Source organism: Colwellia sp. SU-HH01172, from assembly GCF_057553355.1.
The window spans coordinates 304,783-321,901 of record NZ_BAAJMB010000004.1 but is presented as its reverse complement, the minus strand read 5'-3'; the positions used below and the strand labels follow the sequence as shown (position 1 = coordinate 321,901).

Sequence of the window (17,119 nt, the reverse complement as noted above, 5' to 3'; positions counted from 1 at the left end):
ACTTTCCCTTAACTCCAAAAAACGTCATTTTAGTAAATCATAACCACTAAATTCCAAATGAATAACTCGTCTATGTTTTGGCAATTTAGCTTTACTGGAAGCATGTAAAATTAAGGGCCTCATAATTAACATGTCGCCAGCATTAGCTTCACATTCAATAAATTCAGATTCTTCGACAATGTTATCAATGTCAGCTTGCTTTAATACACCACGATTATGACTATTAGGGATAACCTTCAAACAACCGTTATTTGCGTTGCTATCATCAAGATGAATACGAAAGGTAACCATTTTATTTAAAACTGATTCACTAGGTTGAACGTGATGTGTATTGTCTTTTAGGCTCCAAGGACCCCAATCATCAATGTGATGTCTTTTATTCACAGAAACCGTTTTATCTTGATGCCAACTGACTAGCCAGTTTTTTTCAGGGTTCTTATCAAAAAAAATGGCTCTGACTAACTGTGGCTCTTCATCTAAAATAGCCCTTGCTTGAGCAATAACCTTCTCTGAATTAGCAAGTTTGGCAATACAATCAAATTTCTTCTCTGCATTACTAATACCGTGAGGAGATTTAAACTCATTCAACTTTGTTATTTCATCAATAAGTGTTTGAACTATTTCAGGTGAAATAAACTGTTTTACTAATTCAAAGCCTTGCATTAGTTTATTCATCGGCTGAACCATGATACTGCTTATTATTCACTTCGTAGTGTTGTTGCCAGAGTTTATTTCTGAAACGATAATCAGGATCTACCTTTTTCTTTAATTCAAAGAAGTCATTCGCTCTAGGGTAGGCTTTAACAAATTGTTCTGTCGTGGCGTGGAGTTGATAAGGTAAATAGTAAGCACCATTTTCTTCAATAACAGCATCAATTATCTCTCGACTCCAAAGTTTTACTTCATGTTGTGCCGACTCACTAGTTCCTTGACGATAATAGACGACAAATGCAAATACTTCTGTTCTTGCCCAAGCTAATAATGAACCACTATCAGGTAAAGCATGGCGTATTGAAACGTTGATAATATTGGCCTGATGTTTTTTGAAAATGTCAGCCATTTTAATTGCAAAGCTATCAAAGTTATCTACTGGAACAAAGTACTCCCTAAGTGCATAAGTCTGAGCAGCTCGATTAGAAGGCTCAAGTTCATTAACATCATAACTGGCTTCATAGTTTCGCCATTGCACTGCATCAAAGGAGTATAGAATTGGCTCTAAAATATGCTGGCGCATTCCTTTACCGAAATTTGAGTCGGCTACAAAATCCGCTACTTTAGGCTGCCAGGTATATTCTTTGTGTTTGGGGATTAATCTTTGTTCAACGGTTAAAGCTTCGTTAGTATTTAGCCAACTAACGCTACGTACATCGGTAAAATTTGGTGGATAAATATCAGCGTTATGAAAAACGACATTTTCATCATCTCGTATGTTATCCGAAAAGTATTGTCTATAGTCTTGCACGCTCATTTTCTCGGTATAACGTTTAACTTTCACGTTATCTACAAGGTTTAAAGTAACTTCAGCAATAACAGCTATACCGCCATATCCACCAATAGTTCCATAAAACAGTGATGAATTCTCTGTTGGGGAAGCATTGAGAATTTCACCATTTGCTTTGATTAATTTAATTGACTCAACAGACCTAATAATTGGTCCTTCTCCAATATAACGGCCATGAACATTTACACTAAGGGAGCCACCTACAGTGAAGTTGGCGTATGTTTGCATGATTTTGACCGATAGATTTTCAGGGTCGATGACTTCTTGCAGGTCACGCCATGTAATACCACTTTGCACAGTTATTTGCTTTCTAACCGTATCTAATGCCAATACTTTATTAAAAGCACGCATATCTAAATGAATACTATCTGAGTATGCAATTTGCCCACCTTGACTAAAACGCCCACCACCTATGGAGATAGGTCCGGTACTTGATTGGATAGCACCTACTATATCTTCAATAGACGTTGGTTGAATAACGCGAGTAACTTCAATGGGGTTTAGCTGAGTAATATCATTTACGACAGTTGAGCTTACTAGGTTTGAGTGCCCAGCATCACCAAAATCAATAAAAATATAAGCGAATAACAGTACAAGTAATAATATAAACAGTAAAAAGAAATTACGAATAATTTTTACCATATTTTCCACCAAGGTTTTTTAATTCCAGGATGTTTGATCACAACATATTGAGGTGCACTTTTATGGCCTGAATTTGAGACAGCTATTATTTTTACTTTAATATTGATAGGCTCTTGCTCGTCAGAGTTTCCATCGAACCAAATAAAACTATAAGTACTTTTATTCTCTATCAAATCATTGATAATTACTGGTGTTGCATCAAATAAACTATCTTCGAACTCTCCTTCGACTATCTCAAATATATACCCTTGTTTTAACGGTGGCTTTTCATTTAATTTTAATGAAATCACACCAGCGTCTGAACATGAACCATGATTACCATCGTCTTCACCTCGTCCAATATGGTTCACCACAAAGGTAGGCTTTATAGGTTGAATTTCCTCTGTTGATGATGGCTCAAAAGCCATTTTGGTTGGCATAAAAGAACACGCCAGAGAATCGACCGATATCAAAAGTAGAAGTACAAGTAAAAATTTATACATGTTCACCACCTGCAATATGCATAGAAGGAACAAAGGCTACAGCTCTTAGCTCTTCCGCGATGCCTGAGTTGTCCAATTCTTTATGGGCTTTCTTTAAGAGTTTTTTTAAATGAGGCTTCAAGTGGCCTGATGCCACCTCAGTTGATATGCCTTTCAATTCATTAAATATGGCTAAAGCATAGATATGTTCACTTTCTGATAAATAGCCATTTCTACTTGATTTCCAACCTTGAGAATCAGAATTAGTATACTGGCTAAAGCTAAATGCAGAATTAGCCATAAATACACCAAAGCCAAGAAATGTTGCGGCAATATCTGTAGCGAATTCCCAGTTTTCCCAGCCCCCTGGCGGCTCTTCTTTTGAAGTGGCAGTAAGGTAATGCGCCAGCTCATGAGCAAATGTTGCAACTAATTGAGTAGGCTGAGAGGCCAAAGCAGGATTGTATGTAATTACAACTTCATTCTCTTCAGTTGCCTGAAAAGTTCCATGAGGACTAGTTGGTGCATTTTGAATGGCAATAGTTGGTGCAACTAAAGGGTTAACATCCTCTTCTTGAATTTCTAATTTACACCTCCAATCTTCAAGTCCTGCATGCTTTTTAACAGCCTCAAAAGTTTCACTAGCCGCCCCTTCTGCTGTATCTACCTTCGATGGAAAATACTCCTTGGTGGGCAAAACTAACTCTGTAGTTTTATAGAAATCATCGCCACCAAAGTTCTTTAAAAGCCACTTAAAAGTAGCCACTTGAAATTCAATGTCTGATTGCGATAGCAGTGGTTTTATTTTGAAAAAACTGAGCATAAATCCATTTATTTATAAGACGTAAACAATTGATATCAGGTTACTTTAATTATGAACATTTATCAATTTGCCGTATAGTCTTATTAGCGTACTTTACTGACTGATTAATAAAATAAAAATGGAATTCACTAAAAGAATTAAAATAGGGATATTAGTATCAATCATCATAGTGGTTGGCACATACCATCTTTATGTAGATGATAAATTAAATCCTGAAGCCAAAAAGTGGATCGAGTATTACTCTAAACCCACAGATTTAGAAGGAAATGCCTTTATTGGTTTAATTGCGCTATCTCCGTCGAACGATATATCTACTGAGCAAGCCAAAGAATTATATAAAACCAAACTAGGTAATATTGCTAAGGGATCGTTAGATTATTTTCAACAACTAAAATATCCAAACGTTAGCGGTTTACCGGATATATTTGGTGAAGATGAAGCTTATTTTTGCGAATTTAATAAAGATATTTGCTTATCAGAAACAGTTAAAAATAGGGCTGTTCTTGAAGAAAAGACTAACAAACTTGCCAGTATTACAGAGCAGTATAGATCTTTATCTAAATTAACCAATTTCGAACCACTGAACTCTATCGCCACCGAGCCTGATTGGGATTCGCTTATTCCAATTCAAAGGCTAGCATTTTTAGAGGTGTACTTTCATATATTAGATAACGACTTAGAGTTAGCTGCGCATCAATTGTCACAACTCATATATCTAGAACGAAAATTCCTTAGAAACGCTACGGAAGCCTTATTTCATGCGGTGCCAATTGTTAATTTTGAGCTGTATTATCAACCACTGTTGCTTAAACTTAAAGAACAAGGTTTTGCAAATTGGGAAGTATTTGGTGGTGCACTTACTCCTTTATCTTTTGAAGAAATTTCAATGAATAGAATGTGGCTTATTATGTTTGCACAAGGCACAAGAGCACTACAGTTTAAGTATGTAGCAGAAAAGGCTGAAGGCATGAGCCACTCCCTTCATAGCTTTCAAGCTCAAATAAAATACAAAGAAAACATGACTCTAAATAGCATGTTTGACTACCACAAATTACAGTTGATCCCAGAATATGGCAAAAAAGAAAACCTAATTTCTTTAGTAGAAATTGCCGATAGAAAAGCTAATGCGCATTCAGAAAAATTAATACATGAAATTGAAAATATATTTTGGTTTACGATCAAAAATTACAGGAATATTGTTGGCTCATACCTAGAGGTGACAGCTTTACCTAAATTCCTTAACCTTTATGAAGAAAAATTTAAACTAGACCTTCGATTACTATTGCTAAATATGATTATCAATGAAAATAGAGAAGCTATAGCAAGCATTATTAATTCAAATAAATACCTAAACCCATATACAGGCGAAGCTCCAAAATTATTGGAGTCGGAGCTTTGTTATACCTTGCAAGATAATAAAGTTTGCATTGATATTTGAAACAAATTTACTGTTCCAATAGCTTAATATGTATGGCTCTAGCTAAAAAAGAGCCATGCAAAATTCTTGTGATTTATGATGTTTCGAGCAAGTTTCTTGCTACTTGTGACGTAGCCTAAGAAATTTAAAATTTGCTGTTCAGTTGCAGTCCTCATTTTTCTTGAATTTAATTTCTCACGAAACCTAAAGATCTACACATTGAACAATGCGCATCTGTGATGAAATAATTTTAAAAACTAATCATATATAAACTTTAACTATTACTTAAAGTACTTAAATTGCAATTACTTGTAGAGAAATTTTGTGCGCCAAAGTTGCCAGCGAAGTGTGCTATAACATCGTCTGAACCTACGTATCGTTTCTATTTGGCTTACATTGGTTGGGCGCTCATTCCTTATATGACTATCACCCGTACTTTCAATAAGAACTTGGTACTGTAGCTCGCAATAATAACGGGTTAATTCACTAAAGCATGCAGATAACTCTGGCCGTTGTTGCTCTACTACATTGGCAAATTGCATTGCAGTCATCGATTTATCTTTTATAAGTTGCTGTTTGGCCAGTATTGCTAACAAAGCTAAATATTGCTTTTGCCATTCACTTTGACTAATTTTTTTTACTCGCAGAAACCTCACAAATGCCACGAGTATTGCCAATGCTAATACGCCTATAACAATATAAAATACATTTTCTAAAGAACGTAACGCCGACAATATACTTTTCATCACTTGATTTTGGCGATCTCCGGTATAACCAATAACCCAGCGTGTCCATTGATAATCTATAGCATCGAGCTGTTGCTTCAATTGATTATACAGCCACATAGCTTTTAATGATGGCATTGAAAACATGCTACCAGAGAGATCATTCATTTCCTGCATTAAGCTAATAGAAAAGCCGCTTTCTACCCGCTCTGAGTCAACTGCCGCTGTAGGGTCTACGCGCATCCAACCTTGCTCTGGCAACCAAACTTCTGACCAAGCATGAGCGTTGCGTTGATACACGCTTAAGTAATTACCTTGTGGGTTTATCTCGCCGCCTAAATAGCCGACCACCATGCGGGCTGGTATTCCTGCCGCACGCATTAAATAAGTAAAAGCACTGGCATAATGTTCACAAAACCCAGCTTTTGTATCAAAATAGAATTGGTCTAAAGTGTTACCGTTTAACTGTGGCGGCTGTAAAGTATAAAAGTATTGCTGCTGATTAAACTCAGCCAACACCTCATTAATCAACTGATTATCATCATTAAACTTTTCACGTAATTGTTGCCCTTTAGTTATCAACCTAGGATTACTGTTTGCTGGCAGCGTTAGGTTTAGTTTGCGCTCTGCTGTTGTGATCTTTCTCGACAAAATGGCTTCTGGATAGCTAGTCACGTTATAGCTTAAGGTTTGATTGATAATACCGCGATAATACAAAGCAAAATCTGACCGTTGCCCTATGTTCGATTGTTGATTGGTGGCAAAATCAAGCGCAAATAACCAAGATTGATAGCTAGCTTCGGTGATCACTTGATAAGGTATTCCTGGCCCTTGAAGTTCAACATTTAATTGCTCACCTTGCTGGCCTCTCAACGGTTTATTTAGCGCCACGGCTTTTGCCTGCTGCCAGGTCGAGCCATCAAAATCATCAAGCACTATGGCGCGCCAGTATTGTTGTGAATATACCGGTATAGTGTCCGCAAAGGTGACTCGAAAGGCGAGCTCGTCTGACAAAGCCAATTGAGCAATATCGCCTATTTTCACCTTATCGGAAAGGCCTACTTTTGCCGACTCAATATTAGGAACTTGCCAAAACGGTGCAAGCTTTGGAAAGCCAATAAACAGGATAATTGCCAATGGTATGGCATAGACGACAAGTTTAGCGAGTGTTTTACTTTGCTGCTTAAACGTTGAAGACGCCGCGAAAAAATTCATCAACACAATAAAATTTGCAAAAACTAATCCGATCACGGCAATTGAAAAATAGACCGATTGAATAAAAATTAACGATGATATCGCGATAAATGTCCCTAACAACACCAGTTGATAAAGATCTTTCCGCTTGGGTAATTCAAATATTTTCAAACTATAGGCAAAACATAGCAAGTGCACCATGCTCATTAGCAAGCCTAGCTCGCGCCCAGATATGGCAAGACTTATACTGCCCGCAATGGCACATAGTAAAATTAGCCATGACGGAAAAATTGTCGGCGCCACATAAAAACTAGCACTAAAGAATGAAGTCTTTGATTTTGAAGTAAGAGCTAATTTATCGGACTTTTCAGCATCAGTATTAGTTGATGAGTTCTGCGCTGATGCGAATGAATGAGCGCTGTTTCCAAGCAACTTACGTTTAAGGTTTAAATGCGCAATAACTTGTATTAACAACATCGTAATGGCAAAGATAATATAAACAATGTGCAGCTGTAGAACTAAAGTCAGTAAGTTAAGGAACTGAAACAGCAGCAGTAAAAAATACATTTGGCCATTAAGCTGTAACTTATTAGCACTAACTTTCTTGGGCTTATTTTTACCAGCGGGTTTAATCATAGTTTTCAACAATCCCTAATAACACGCTAATGCGGTTAAACATTGCAAAGTATGCTCAGGGCTGTTGTCATAGGCAAATTCCTGATCCGGTAATTTTAATGAAAAAGCAATTTGCTGACGACTACAATCATTTATGGCAAAACTGAGTAGGCCAAGTTTTTGCTCTAATGTTGCCTCGGGTAATAGATTAAAATCTAATTGCAATTGACCAGATAAGTTTTGCTGGAATTGCTTACTTAACCAACCTTGTCCTCGTGCCACTTGCTTCCAAGCAACTCGACTAAAAGGCTCACCTTGCTGATATTGTTGCAATTGGTAAAATTCATCATGACCTGGCTGAAAACTGTTTTGCTGGCTTTCTACATTTTCATTTTGCTGTTGTCCTGTTGATGCCTGTTGGCTGGCTTGCCATGCATAGCTTAAAGGCTTTGGAAAAATGGTGGCTTGTTGAGCAAAGTCTAACCGGGTCCAAGTACGAAATAATCCAAAACCATATTCACTGGCAATTAACATTCGCGCTAACATATACTGTCCACGCTTATCCGCTTGAAATGGCACTAATATTTCGTTTTCTCCAACAGCCAATTCCAATACCACTTTGCTTTTTTGTTGACTCGTTGTTTGCTCACTATTTACTTGATTGTTTAGGTCTTTACCAAATACCTGACTAGCCCCTTGACGATTACTGATACTGCTTTGATTAACTAAGCCTTGATAAAAAGAAAAATGAATATTAAACCGAGTTTTTTTGTTAGTTACTGTTAACGGAAATAATAATGTTGTACCCGCATAGCCCTGTATTGAGCTTGTTGACAAAAATTTTAGGCCCGACAAGTTAAAAAAGCTATGGTGGAGCACAACAATAAAAAAGCTAACGAATAAGTAACTGATCAAAATAATAATATTGTTTTGATAATTAGTGCCTAATAAAAACAAAATCAGGGTAAAAAGCCCATATGCTGCACCAAAACGTGTTGGCATAATAAAAATATTTCGATGATTGATTTGTTGACATTTGCCTTGTGGAATTCTTTTATTCAGCCAAGTATTAAGGCGCTGATTTATCAAACGCTTAATGGGCAGTATTAGCCAAGAAGAAATTGTCTGTTGAGTTTTCAATAACAAAAAACAGCTCCTTAAATTAAGTCAATAGCGGGTTGATGGGATCTACTTGCGCTAATACTTGACTTGATATTTCGCCATTTTGTTGAAAAACATTATGTTGTTGCGGTGCTAAGCGATGTTCACAAACCGCCGAAAATACCGCTTGCACATCATCAGGTAAAACATGATCTCGATTTTCCATAAAAGCCCATGACTTTGCCGCTGCAAGCAAAGCCTTCCCAGCACGTGGTGATAGCGCTTTGCATTGTAAATGAGCTTGGCGACTGGCTCGACAGAGTGCAATAACATAGTCAATAATTGCAGGCGCAGCTACTATTTCGGCAATATGCTGTTGAATTTCGCGTAATTGTTCTGCGTTCACACAAGGTGTTATTTCAGAGCCATCACGATGAGAAATATTGGCTTGTAAAATTTCACGCTCTGCAGCAATGCTAGGGAAACCAAGAGAAAGTCGCATCATAAAGCGATCAAGTTGCGATTCAGGTAAAGGATAAGTGCCGGCATGCGACATTGGGTTTTGTGTCGCGATAACAAAAAACGGCTCAGGAAGTTTATGTGTTACGCCATCAACACTCACCCGCCCTTCTTCCATGGCTTCTAATAACGCACTTTGAGTTTTCGGGCTAGCACGGTTGACTTCATCAGCTAAAACCACTTGGTTAAAAATAGCACCTTGATGGAGTTCAAAGGCTTTCTTATTTTCATCAAAAATGGCAATACCAATAACATCAGACGGCATTAAATCTGAGGTAAATTGAATACGTTGATAAGATAAGCCTAAGGTATGTGCCAAGGTATTGGCCAAAGTCGTTTTACCCATGCCGGGCAAGTCTTCAATAAGAAGATGCCCTTTCGCTAACACACATGCCAAGGCCAATTTGACTTGCTGAGGTTTGCCAATTAGCACAGTTTCAATTTGAGCCAAAATATTAGCTGCCAGCTTTTGCATAGATTTAAATCCTTGTTATATGTGTAACTTTTCGATTAAAACGCACTAATTCAGCCCTACATTAACACTTTATCCCAGAGAGATAAAAGAACACGATTATTGTCTAAAGCAAGTTCAAAACATATTGATATAAAGCGTCTGATAAATATTAGCTATTGCTACAGAGCCTATTCTTTAATTGTGCAGAGGAAAACGACACCAGAAAATGTGTGAAACATCACATTCATTTAAGAACGTTAGGTTCAATATAATCCTTTATAAAATAAAGCTGCCAAACAAAGTGATTTAAGATCAATAAAGCATTAAAAGACGGTAGCAAAAATTGAAAAAAACGAGCTTACTTGACCTTAGTCAACAATCACAAAAGCCACTTTGTGTCATGCTAAGGAAATGCGGTAAATCGATGCCTTTACGAAATTTAGTTTCGATATCGTTTTACGCATTTTAACAAGTTGCTCTTTTTTGATGAGATCAGCCTGATCACAAGCGCAACTAATTTAATAATACTCGCGAGCTCACTCTCGCGGTTTGGGGCAAGTTATGGACATAGATTTTAGCGAAATTAACTATTTAGTAGACCCATGCAGTCGTACATTGCATGCTGACTATCAGCAATTTCTTTTGTCGTTAATTGGGCTTACCGTTATTGATATTACGGGTGAGAACAAGGATGAATGGCGAGTAATATCAACATTGTTGCATGGTGATGAACCTTCAGGATTAATTGCAATTCACCGCTGGCTTACCAGTAAAAACGAATTACCACAGCCGAAAACGAATATCCGCATTATTATTTCTTCCGTTGAGGCAGCAACATACCAGCACTTATTCAGCCATAGATACCTACCCGATGGGGTTGATTTAAACCGGTGCTTTAATGAAAAAAGCATCATCAACAGTAAAGAAGGTGGCAACAAGCATATTGACGGTTATATTCAACGAGCAAAATTAATAGAAAACGCTATTCGAGAAGTAAATCCGAAAGCCATTATTGACTTACATAATACCTCAGGTAACGGTCCTGCATTTGCGGTAAGTACGTTGATCAGCCCGAATGTGTTGTCACTTGCCTCTTATTTCTGTGATACCTTAATTTTGTCTGATATTAATATCGGCGCGATGATGGAAGTGGATTTTTCTTGCCCTGTTGTTACGATTGAGTGCGGTGGTAGCAATGACGATCAAGCCAATGAAGTTGCTTATAACGGTATTAAACAGTTTGCTAAATGTGATAGCAGCTGCACTTTACCGCAAGACAAAGCGGTGCAAATACTTTATAAACCGTTGCGTTTAGTTATTAAGCCAGATCGTAAACTTTCATTTAGTGAGCACGATGAAAACTACAGTGGTGTTACCTTAAGACAAAACATCGAACAGTTTAATTATGGTGGTTGTTGTGACGGTTTATTACTCGGCTGGCTTGATGACAAAGGTTTGGAAAACATGGAGTTGCTAAACGATCAAGGGGTTAATGTTATCGATAGCTACTTTAAATTGGTTAATAATAAATTCGTTTGTGCAACAAACTTAAAAATATTTATGGCATCAAACCAAAGTGGTATTGCTCGCTCTGATTGTTTATTTTATGTGGTGAATAACGTTAACAATTACCTTTAACGGCTTAGTATAACTTTGCAATATATTGATAGCCAAATGGCAATGATGTCATTTGGCTGTCAGCACGACAAATTATTAGGACTCAAATGGTGCTTTAATAAGCGCCTGCTTCAAAGGCATATTACTTAAACCCAGCTCTCGTAATGCGTGAATAAACTTCAAGGTTTTAAAGCTGTCGAACCAAACAATAAGCTGTTTATCAAATTGCATTTGCTTAGCACTTTTCTGTTTTGAGACAAATGACAACACCCCCACCACTTTCAGCGCTTGCTGGCTTATTTCAGAAAGCGATGCTAACCAAGTTTCAGGCTCAGTTCTGTATTGCCATAATGTTTCAAAAGCCAATAAACAGGCTTTTAATTCAATAAAAACCTCGGGATTATAATAGTGATATTCTTCGGCTGAGTCCGTTAACGACAATATACTTTGCACTGCTGGCCCGGTACCAAATGGCACACGTTGCGACGGCCGAGCATCAAGCTTAATAGTAACTTGTGGCAAATGCACAATCTCACCAAGCTTGGCCAATTTATTTAATAAATAAAAGTCTTCACCGGCACTACGTTTCGGGAACCCTCGCGCCTGGCAATAAGCAAAAACGTTAAAAGACAAAATACTGCCGATAGTGAAATATGCATAAGGGGATTGAGCAAAATGCAAGCCAGCAACGTAATAACGAAGCGCTTGTTCATATAAGGCATTTGCTTGATGAACGTCCTGCTGCTCACTGTAATGATAAAAGTTACAGCAAGTGGCAACACTATTGTTACTGGCAATATTTTCAGCATAATGGCCACTAAAGTAGTTATTCGGCAAATGAGCATCAGCATCACTAGAATGAATCCATGATGACGTAACAACGCCATCTAGCAAAAGCTTAGCCGCAATGTCAGCCCCGACTTTTCTCGCCAAGCCCACTCCCTGTTCAACGGGAATTGGCTGACTATAACGATTCACAACCAAAACAGCACTATTTGCATTACGGTTTTTATCGCTATCAGACAAATCAATTAAACGTAAATTGTCCTGCTGCCATAGCGAGTTACCTAGTGCGACTATACCTTGTTCAAGTGTTACTTGTGCTTGAGCATGTTCTCGGCCTAGCTCACTATCAGGCTGATTTATCACTACGATCAGTAAGCATTGTTGCTCAACAAGCGCGGAACTAACAAAACGTTCGACAAAGTGTTGCGACTCCTGAAACGCGGGAATAACAAGCACATGCTGATAAGCTAAGTTTTCTGGAAACGAACCCAAAGACTGCACTTCTTGCTCAGCATAATGCCTTAAATACTTACCGCATGCCTTGTTTAGCTGTGCCGAAGAATTCTCGTGAGCCATAAGACTAATGATCCAAGAAGGTTGAATTAATGTAGTGCAGGCCTAAACGGTAACGCCGCACAAATATCCGCTTCAATCGCTAAAATTTCATCTAAGCGCTGATTAACATCGGCTTGAGGAAAATATTCATAGGCTAGCTCAATGAACAAGTTCTTATGTTTTTCTTCAGATTTGGCAATACTTTGGTATAAATCTTTATCTTTACCAGCTGGTAATGCTTCGGCAATAAGTGAGAAACGCTCGTAACCACGCGCTTCAATAACGCCAGCGACAATAAGTCTGTCCATAAAAAACACATCACTACCATTGCGAAACACTTTTCTAATTTGGTTAATGTAAGGGTCTTTTTCATCGGCACCTAATTGCGCGCCACGAGCATTAATTAACTTTAATACTTGTTTAAAATGAATCAGCTCTTCAATAGCCAAATCAGCCATAGCTTTTACCACTGACTTGCGATCTGGATAATGAGAGATCATTGACATTGCCATACCAGAAGCTTTTTTCTCCGCTGCAGCATGGTCAACTAGAAAAGCATCGAAATCGCTAAGGGCCACTTCTGCCCACTCTTTTGGTGTTTGATATTTTAATTCGAACATAGGTACGTTTTACTGTATAAAAAATAGAAATAAATGATGGCGGTATTTTACACGCGTAAAAAAAAGCAACAAGATAATTACGCCGATCAGGGTGAATTAACTTGTTGCTTTTTCAAATGAGAAAGCCTTAACCGTTATTGAGTTAAGTTATTTTTTACTGCGAAATTTCCAAGCAGCGAAAACTGAGACAATTAACAACCAAAACACACTACCACTGCTTGATTGCTCGGGATCAGTTTCTTTTGCTATTTCTTCATTTGGTACCACAGCGATGCCACCAGGATCGTCGATAGCGCCATTAGCAAGTCCATCCGCGTCATTAGGCCCACCATCTTCAATATACAAACGTACACATTGATGATTTTGCGTTAATCCCGCAGTGTAATCTGTACTTTGTGGCGGCGGACAAACGCCGTTGTTTAATGGTGCCGTTGCCAAGGCATTATTGGCATTTTCGACGAAATTTTGCCAGCCATTTTCCACTGAAAATTTACGATATAAGGCAAACTCAGGTATCATCTTATCTAAAGGCAATACCACATAAATGGAGCGACCAAATGGAGAAACACCATTGATAATAAAATCAAAATAATCGCTGCGCCTGTCGTAAGAATCTGCGGTAATTAGTCCAGTATCGTCAATATCGACTTGTGACATTTGGACGCCATCAGAATATTGCTGACGGGCATATTTGCCCAACTGAATGGTCAAGCCAGGTTCAGTTTCCATCAATTTAACTTCTGCAGAATTGACATGTAACTGCTGTAAATAACCGATACTCCAACGGTCCATAAACGCAGGTAAACCGTCATTATCGTCATCACTATAACCTTCAATATTGTCAGCAATTCCATCTCTGTCGGTATCACTCGAATCAATACGTGGTCTGTCACTAATAAATGGAATATTGATATATTGAGTTTGCTCTAACGCCGGGGTGCCATTGTCAGTTACGGTTACCGCCAAAGAAATGAGACCTTGCGCATCCGCTGGCAATTCAACTTGCGCTGGCACAATAAAAATAGATAATAAATTACCCGCTATTTGTGCGTTCAAATACGCTGGTATATCCCAGTTTACAACATGTTCATCAGTAATATTTTTATCATCAATGTGTAGGGTAATTTGCGCCTCGCCTTCATCACTGGCTATCGCAGCAACTAAAAGTCCATTTTGCGTTAGGCTAGTAGATAAATTTGCCATAACGTTATCTTCCGTTACGGTAATTTCTTGGCTCGCATTCGCGCCGGCATTTACCGTCGGCTTAAATGACACCAATAATTGCTCGTCCCCTTCAGTTTGAAAGTCTTGCTGTAATTCGATATCAATAAAGCCATTGGTGCCTTCATTAATGATAATTTTGTCATCAGCAATACGGTAATCAAAGTTATCAACTGAGCCGGTAATTTCAATCGGAATTTCTACCGGATATGCTGGTGCTTCACCCGAAAGAACGACGTTAACTCTTGCTATCGCGCCTTCAGCGACAACTTGCGCATCATAAAAATTAACCAAAGGATGAACATTTAGTGTTTGCTCTATTTTGGCAATATTGCCCGCTTCATCAACAGCACGCCATGTCACGCTATATATACCAGACGGTAAGTTATTAACACCGGTTTCAAAGCCCAATGGCACTAATGAACAGCAATTGGCACCATCATGACCATCTTCGACATAGACTTGTGTCAAATCGACTAGCTCGTCTAGCGATAACTTTGTAAAGGTATGATCTGCCTGAACATGCACTGCTTGCGGCGTTGTAATTACCGGAGCGTAGTCATCTAAAAGTGGATTTGTGCCATTAAGCTCTTCATCAGCATTATTCACTCCGTCTTGATCTGTATCTAGGACACCATCGCTGGCATCAAGTGGATCAAAACCATATTGGTTTTCAAAGTCATCACTCATACCGTCATTATCATCATCAGGATCGGCATTATTACCTAAGCCATCACCATCAAAATCAAGGCTCTCAGTTGGATCAAGCGGCAATTGGTCAAGGTAATCTAAAACACCATCGCCATCATCGTCGGTATCATAAACATTGCCAATACCGTCACCATCGGTATCCGTCGTTTCAACAGGATCTAACGGAAAGGCATCATCGACATCAATGACACCATCATTGTCATCATCACTATCGGCATTATTGCCAATACCATCGTTGTCGGCATCAGCTGACTCATTGGCATCTAATGGCGCCCAATCAAGATGATCTAGTACTCCATCATTGTCATCATCAGTATCTAAAACATTACCAATACCGTCACCATCAGTATCTAGGAACTCACCTGGATCTAATGGAAAGTCATCATCGTCGTCAAGAATACCGTCGTTGTCATCATCACCATCAGCATTATTCCCAATACCATCGCCATCGTCATCCCTTTGTTCTTGAGGGTCTAAAGGATATAAATCCATGCTGTCGGCGGTGCCATCATTATCATCATCTAAATCGGCATTATTACCGATACCGTCGTTATCTGTGTCTAACCATTCCAAGGCATCTAACGGAAACGCATCGATGCTATCAACGCGACCATCATTGTCATCATCACTATCAGCATTATTACCAACGAGGTCACCATCGGTATCTAACGATTCACTAGCGTCTAACCGAAAGGCATCATTAGCATCTAAAACACCATCACCGTCATCATCGGTGTCCGCATTATTACCTGTGCCATCACCATCGGTGTCGAGATACTCATTAACATCAAGCGGAAAGTCATCACTTGCATCAGCAAAGCCATCGTTGTCATCATCCGCATCAGCATTATTACCGATACCATCAGCATCGGTGTCGGTATCTTCACTTGCATTTAACGGAAAAGCATCTGTTGCATCAGGCGTACCATCGTTATCATCATCTGGATCCGATAAGTTGGCAGTGCCATCATTATCTGTATCTGTGGTTGCTAATGGATTATCCGGCTCGGGATCAACTCCGTTTGCAACGCCATCGCCATCTCGGTCGGTATCGGCATTGTCACCAATGCCATCACCATCTAAATCTGCACTTTCACTCGCATCTAATGGGAAAGCATCGCCGCCATCTGACACACCATCGCCATCGTCATCGTCATCTGTATTATTGCCAATACCATCGCCATCAGTATCAACCCACTCGGTCGCATCATCAGGAAAAACATCAGTACCACTTGGCGTAGAACGATCATCAATAATGCCATCACCGTCATCATCACTATCGGCATTATTGCCGATACCGTCGCCATCACTATCTAAAGTCTCATTTGGATCGGTGCGAAAAGCATCGGCACTATCAAGCACACCGTCGCCATCATCATCAGTATCGGTATTGTCACCGGTGCCGTCACCATCAGTATCTACCCATTCTGTCGGATCATCTGGCCAAACATCAATACTATCGCTAAAACCATCACCATCATTATCGCTATCAGCGTTGTCGCCTAAGCCATCGCCATCTAAATCATTTGATTCACCAGCATCTAACGGAAACGCATCGTTAGCATCGGGAACACCATCACCATCATCATCGAGATCAGCATTGTTACCTATACCATCTAAATCAGTATCAAGTTGTTCAAAACTATCTTTTGGAAAAGCATCAAAGCTGTCTATGGTGCCATCACCATCATCGTCACTATCAGCATTGTCGCCAATAGTATCGCTATCTGTGTCAGTATTCTCACTGGCATTAAGTGGGAAAACATCGACCACATCTAGAAAACCATCATTATCATCATCGGTATCTTGGCTGTTACCTAAACAATCACCATCGGTATCAAGCCATTCATTGGCGTCTTCTGGAAATGGATCATAAAGGTCAATAACGGCATCACCATCATTGTTATTGTCCGAACTATCTGGAATACCGTCATTATCATCATCGGTATCAGCATTGTTACCAACACCATCTAGATCGGTATCGAACCATTCGCTAGGGTCTGTCGGAAAAAGATCAATACTGTCATCAACACCGTCATTATCGGTATCGGTTACGGGAGTTGGTATCGGACATGCGGCGGCATTGGCGACATTACTAACCCCAACGCTGCTGGCAATCACAAGCGCCAATAGTGAAAATTTGAATTTACCCGGCAT

Annotated in this window: 12 protein-coding genes; 2 read left to right on the top strand and 10 right to left on the bottom strand. The window is 39.1% G+C overall.

Annotated features, from left to right (window positions below):
• Positions 1–24: 24 nt before the first annotated feature.
• From AC27JP_RS12865 to AC27JP_RS12850, 4 genes are read right to left on the bottom strand one after another with little or no spacing between them, the layout of a single operon-like run.
• On the bottom strand, positions 25–675 hold the full coding sequence (locus tag AC27JP_RS12865) for a phytanoyl-CoA dioxygenase family protein (RefSeq protein ID WP_487115686.1): 651 nt from the start codon (positions 673–675) through the stop codon (positions 25–27).
• Positions 668–2,143 (bottom strand): FAD-binding oxidoreductase, encoded by a 1,476-nt coding sequence (locus tag AC27JP_RS12860; RefSeq protein WP_487115684.1) that lies wholly within the window; start codon positions 2,141–2,143, stop codon positions 668–670. The genes AC27JP_RS12865 and AC27JP_RS12860 overlap by 8 nt, the downstream gene beginning before the upstream one ends.
• Positions 2,137–2,625: a hypothetical protein gene (locus AC27JP_RS12855; protein ID WP_487115682.1), complete on the bottom strand. Its 489-nt coding sequence runs from the start codon at positions 2,623–2,625 to the stop codon at positions 2,137–2,139. Before AC27JP_RS12855 ends, AC27JP_RS12860 begins: the two co-directional genes overlap by 7 nt.
• Positions 2,618–3,427 carry a hypothetical protein gene (locus tag AC27JP_RS12850; RefSeq protein ID WP_487115680.1) on the bottom strand — a complete coding sequence of 270 codons (810 nt, stop codon included), beginning with the start codon at positions 3,425–3,427 and terminating at the stop codon, positions 2,618–2,620. Before AC27JP_RS12850 ends, AC27JP_RS12855 begins: the two co-directional genes overlap by 8 nt.
• A gap of 118 nt (positions 3,428–3,545) precedes the next feature.
• Between AC27JP_RS12850 and AC27JP_RS12845 the strand changes: the two genes are divergently transcribed.
• The gene (locus AC27JP_RS12845) at positions 3,546–4,865 is read left to right on the top strand and encodes a hypothetical protein (RefSeq protein ID WP_487115678.1); all 1,320 of its coding nucleotides are present in this window, start codon (positions 3,546–3,548) and stop codon (positions 4,863–4,865) included.
• Positions 4,866–5,149: 284 nt separating this feature from the next.
• On the opposite strand, the gene AC27JP_RS12840 is transcribed toward AC27JP_RS12845, so the two are convergent.
• The 3 genes from AC27JP_RS12840 to AC27JP_RS12830 are packed head-to-tail and all read right to left on the bottom strand — an operon-like array spanning position 5,150 to position 9,473.
• Entirely contained in the window at positions 5,150–7,399 is a 2,250-nt protein-coding gene (locus AC27JP_RS12840) for a transglutaminase TgpA family protein (protein WP_487115677.1), read from the bottom strand.
• 15 nt (positions 7,400–7,414) lie between these two features.
• Positions 7,415–8,524, bottom strand: coding sequence for a DUF58 domain-containing protein (locus AC27JP_RS12835; RefSeq protein WP_487115675.1), 1,110 nt, complete (start codon positions 8,522–8,524; stop codon positions 7,415–7,417).
• Between the two features lie 16 nt (positions 8,525–8,540).
• Complete coding sequence (locus AC27JP_RS12830; RefSeq protein WP_487115673.1) at positions 8,541–9,473, bottom strand: AAA family ATPase; 933 nt, start codon at positions 9,471–9,473, stop codon at positions 8,541–8,543.
• Between the two features lie 540 nt (positions 9,474–10,013).
• On the opposite strand from AC27JP_RS12830, the gene AC27JP_RS12825 reads away from it, so the two are divergent.
• Complete coding sequence (locus tag AC27JP_RS12825) at positions 10,014–11,090, top strand: M14 family metallopeptidase (protein ID WP_487115671.1); 1,077 nt, start codon at positions 10,014–10,016, stop codon at positions 11,088–11,090.
• 75 nt (positions 11,091–11,165) lie between these two features.
• Here AC27JP_RS12825 and AC27JP_RS12820 read toward each other — a convergent pair whose 3' ends face one another.
• The 3 genes from AC27JP_RS12820 to AC27JP_RS12810 form a co-directional block, all read right to left on the bottom strand.
• Positions 11,166–12,431 carry a hypothetical protein gene (locus AC27JP_RS12820; protein ID WP_487115669.1) on the bottom strand — a complete coding sequence of 422 codons (1,266 nt, stop codon included), beginning with the start codon at positions 12,429–12,431 and terminating at the stop codon, positions 11,166–11,168.
• A 26-nt stretch (positions 12,432–12,457) separates the two neighbouring features.
• Positions 12,458–13,030: a MiaE family protein gene (locus tag AC27JP_RS12815; protein WP_487115667.1), complete on the bottom strand. Its 573-nt coding sequence runs from the start codon at positions 13,028–13,030 to the stop codon at positions 12,458–12,460.
• Positions 13,031–13,177: 147 nt separating this feature from the next.
• Positions 13,178–17,119 carry a thrombospondin type 3 repeat-containing protein gene (locus tag AC27JP_RS12810; RefSeq protein WP_487115665.1) on the bottom strand — a complete coding sequence of 1,314 codons (3,942 nt, stop codon included), beginning with the start codon at positions 17,117–17,119 and terminating at the stop codon, positions 13,178–13,180.